The sequence below is a fragment of the Arthrobacter sp. Dra40 genome, from assembly GCF_059091905.1.
The window spans coordinates 1-3,207 of record NZ_JBNHHB010000376.1 but is presented as its reverse complement, the minus strand read 5'-3'; the positions used below and the strand labels follow the sequence as shown (position 1 = coordinate 3,207).

The 3,207-nt window shown below is 66.0% G+C and carries 4 protein-coding genes and 1 pseudogene; 4 read left to right on the top strand and 1 reads right to left on the bottom strand.

The features are described 5' to 3' along the window. Nucleotides 1-153 (top strand): annotated as a pseudogene (locus tag AC5RWT_RS36035) (Cys-tRNA(Pro) deacylase); the annotation flags it as partial. A 19-nt stretch (nucleotides 154-172) separates the two neighbouring features. Here the strand turns inward: AC5RWT_RS36035 and AC5RWT_RS36030 are convergent. Continuing rightward, nucleotides 173-1,411, bottom strand: a complete 1,239-nt coding sequence (locus tag AC5RWT_RS36030) for an alpha/beta hydrolase family protein (RefSeq protein ID WP_494084409.1) — start codon at nucleotides 1,409-1,411, stop codon at nucleotides 173-175. A 99-nt stretch (nucleotides 1,412-1,510) separates the two neighbouring features. Here AC5RWT_RS36030 and AC5RWT_RS36025 point away from each other — a divergent pair, with 99 nt between their 5' ends. The 3 genes from AC5RWT_RS36025 to AC5RWT_RS36015 all read left to right on the top strand — a co-directional run. Continuing rightward, a complete protein-coding gene (locus AC5RWT_RS36025) occupies nucleotides 1,511-2,014 on the top strand; it encodes a hypothetical protein (protein WP_494084408.1) in 504 nt (167 codons plus the stop codon). A gap of 14 nt (nucleotides 2,015-2,028) precedes the next feature. Next, nucleotides 2,029-2,448: a peptide-methionine (R)-S-oxide reductase MsrB gene (gene msrB, locus AC5RWT_RS36020; RefSeq protein ID WP_494084407.1), complete on the top strand. Its 420-nt coding sequence runs from the start codon at nucleotides 2,029-2,031 to the stop codon at nucleotides 2,446-2,448. A gap of 235 nt (nucleotides 2,449-2,683) precedes the next feature. After that, nucleotides 2,684-3,207, top strand: a 524-nt coding sequence (locus AC5RWT_RS36015; protein ID WP_494084406.1) for a DUF6421 family protein, incomplete at its 3' end; no start/stop codon positions are given.

Genomic DNA, 3,207 nt, shown 5'->3' with positions numbered 1-3,207 from the left:
AAACATGCGAGCCCCACCGTGCTGGATTCCACTGCCCTGGACTTCGGCACCATCCTGGTCTCCGGCGGGCGGCGAGGATTGGACATCGAACTGGCGCCGGCCGACCTGGCCGACCTGACGGGCGCAACCTTCGCCCCGCTGAGGGCCGGCTAACGGCGCCTCCGGCGGGCGGCTATCCGGTTGGCCGGAGCACTTGGCTCAGCCAGGACGTGACGACCCGCTCCCAGCGTTCCGGGTCGACATTCCACTCCCGGGTATGGCCGGCACCGCTGAAACGCTCGAAGGCGACCAGCGGGTTCTTCTCGGCCAGCGCTTCCGACGGGCCGTAGGGCACAAAGTCGTCGTCCTCGCTGTGCACGATCAACGTCGGCACCTGCAGTTCGTCGGCCCGGGCCACCCAGTTCATCAACTTCAGGTCCAGCGGAGCTGCCAGGCCGGTCAGCAGCCGTCCCGCTTTGTTTGAGATCAGCCACTGCGAGAACTGCCCGACGGCGTCCGGAATCCGGTTCAGCTTCGCCTGGTAGGCCAGCACATCCGTCCAGTCAATGACCGGAGCGTCCAGCACCAGTGCCCGGATCCGGCTGCGGTAGCTCGACTGGTCGGCGGCCTGGAGGCTGATCGCCCCGCCCATCGACCAGCCGAACAGCACCACATCCTGTGCTCCGTTGGCCAGCGCGAAACGAATCGCTGCTTCGACGTCGCGCCATTCCGTCATCCCCAGCCCGTAGCGGCGGTCCGGCGCGGAGGGCGCTTCGCCGTCGTTGCGGTAGGAAATCAGCAGCGACGACAGGCCTAGCTCGCGGACGGAGCGGACGGCGCGCACCCCCTCGGCCCGGGACGCTCCCCGGCCGTGCACCATGATGGCCCAGGTTGCCGCCTCCGACTCGGCGCGGACCAGCCAGGCGGGCGCGGTGCCACCCTCCACCTCAATGTGCACTTCCTCATTGGCCAGCCCGACGGCGGCCGGATCGGGGTAGGCTGCACCGCCCCACCAGCCGCGCGTCGCCGCGGCGAGATCGCCGGCATACACCTGCTCGACCTTGCGCTGGACCGTGCCTTCCCGCGGCGAGTAGGACGTCACCTCACCCACCCGCGCCACTGAGCGTCCGCCATCGAAGTAGACGCTGTAGACGCCGGGGGCGGTGGTGTCCAACGTCGCCGGCAGGATGATCTCCTGCTCGAGGCCTGATCCCACGACAGCCAGGATCTCCAGGTCCTGCACATGCTCGCGGACCGGCGTGAGCACCTGGCGGGCAAAATAGGACGCCAAGCCGGACGTCGCTCCGGCCAGCACAGATCCGGCGCCCGCTCCCGCCAAAGCTCCGAGCAACAGCCACCGGGCCCGGGGCAGCGTGCCGTCGCCGGTAGAAGTGCCGCTGCCGGACCGGGGTGAACGTACGAACACAGCCATGGCTCCATTCTTGCCCGTGCCGCCGCCGACCGCTAACCGGTGCGCCCCTCGGCGTGCCGCATCATTGTGGCCGGTTGTGCCGCTGATTAGGCTGGGCGCATGACCGAAACCATCGTGGTGCTGACAGAGGAACCGCTGAACGTCGCGGACCTGCAGAACTTTGGGTGGCTGGCCGGAGAACAAACAGCGGCAGAACAAACGACCTTCCGCGTGCTGATCCCTAAAGACACCCAGCGGAACCTGCTGCTGGATTTCGTGGAGCGGCTGAGCATGCTGGAGGTGGGCGCGGCCTTCCGCGAACTCGTGCGCGGCCAGCCCAGCGAGGACGAGGCCCGGCACGAGGCCGACGAGGCCAAGCGCATTTCCGTCAAACTGCTGGCGGAAGCGGGCTTTAACGCCACAGTTGACGTCGTGGAAGACGACGGTGTGTCTGCCCTGGTCAGGTACGTCGGTGAATATCCGGCGGACCGTGCGGTGGTCATCACCAGGCCACATGCCGTTTCCGATACCTTTCACACCGACTGGGCCAATCGGGCGCAGGACAAACTGGGCATCCCTGTACTGCACTTGTACTCGGGCTCGGGATACATTGGCGACTCGTGAGCGTTGGAGAGAACATGAGCAATACAGAAGCTGGACAGTTCCCCGTGACCAAAAGCGATGACGAATGGCGTCAGGAGCTGAGCCCGGAGGAATACCATGTGCTCCGGGAGGCAGGCACCGAGCGGCCGTACACGGGTGAATACTGGGACACCCACACCGAGGGCGTCTACAGTTGCCGCGCCTGCGGGGCGGAGCTGTTCACCAGCAAGGAAAAATTCGATTCCCACTGCGGCTGGCCGTCCTTCTGGGCGCCGCTGGCCGACGGAACGGTCCGCTACCTGCGGGACTCGGCAATGGGCATGGAACGGATCGAAGTCCGCTGCGCCACCTGCAATTCCCACTTGGGACATGTGTTCGAGGGAGAGGGATACGAGACCCCCACGGACCAGCGGTACTGCATCAACTCCGTCTCGTTGACCTTGAAGGGTAAGTAGCCGCCAACCCGCTTTACCGCCCCGCAAGCTGCCGCCGAACGTGGCGGCTTCGCGATGATTGAGCCCGGCCAGCGCGAGCCGGGCTTAATCATGCCCGGCCACTTGTCTGCCGAGCATTACAGTTGCTTACCTATCGCCTGTTTGAAGATAAGTCGGACTGTTGCGTTGCTACGCTCGCTACATACTTCAGCGAAACGCGCCGGGACCCGCCGGCCAACCGAAAGGCGAGGCGACGATGACCATCACTCCCACCCGTTCCCACTCCTCCGCTTCCCTGCAGGGGAGCCCGGCACAGCATCCGGCCTGGCTGCGCTTGAAGGAGGCAGCCTCCGCGCTGCGGGGACTGCAGGTCCGCGACGGCTCCGTTCCGGAGGAGGGCAACAAGCCTGCAGCCGCCGGGTGCACGGACACGATCATCGATGCCATTGACGAACTGGCCCCGCTGTTCGACCACGACGCCGACTATCTGGACGCCCTCGCGGCGGACTTCCGACGCTGGCGCGATGGCGGCTTCGACGTCCCGGACTTCCTGGACTCCCTGCTGGCCTTCCAGCCGCAGCAGCACCGGGTCAACGGCCTGCAGCATCTGGTGGTCTTTCCGATGTACACGCAGAACGGCAGCAGCGACCGGCTGGTCGAGGCCGTGCTGATCGAAGTCATCTGGCCCGACTTCATCGGGGAATTGGAATCCGGCGCCTACTCCAACAAGCTGTTCGTGCCCATCCGTTTCCTGGACTTCACGGCCGGCTACGACACGAA

Coding starts and splice junctions, on each gene's coding strand:
- AC5RWT_RS36030 (WP_494084409.1), bottom strand. CDS start 1,411: ATGGCTGTGTTCGTACGTTCACCCCGGTCCGGCAGCGGCACTTCTACC.
- AC5RWT_RS36025 (WP_494084408.1), top strand. CDS start 1,511: ATGACCGAAACCATCGTGGTGCTGACAGAGGAACCGCTGAACGTCGCG.
- msrB (WP_494084407.1), top strand. CDS start 2,029: ATGAGCAATACAGAAGCTGGACAGTTCCCCGTGACCAAAAGCGATGAC.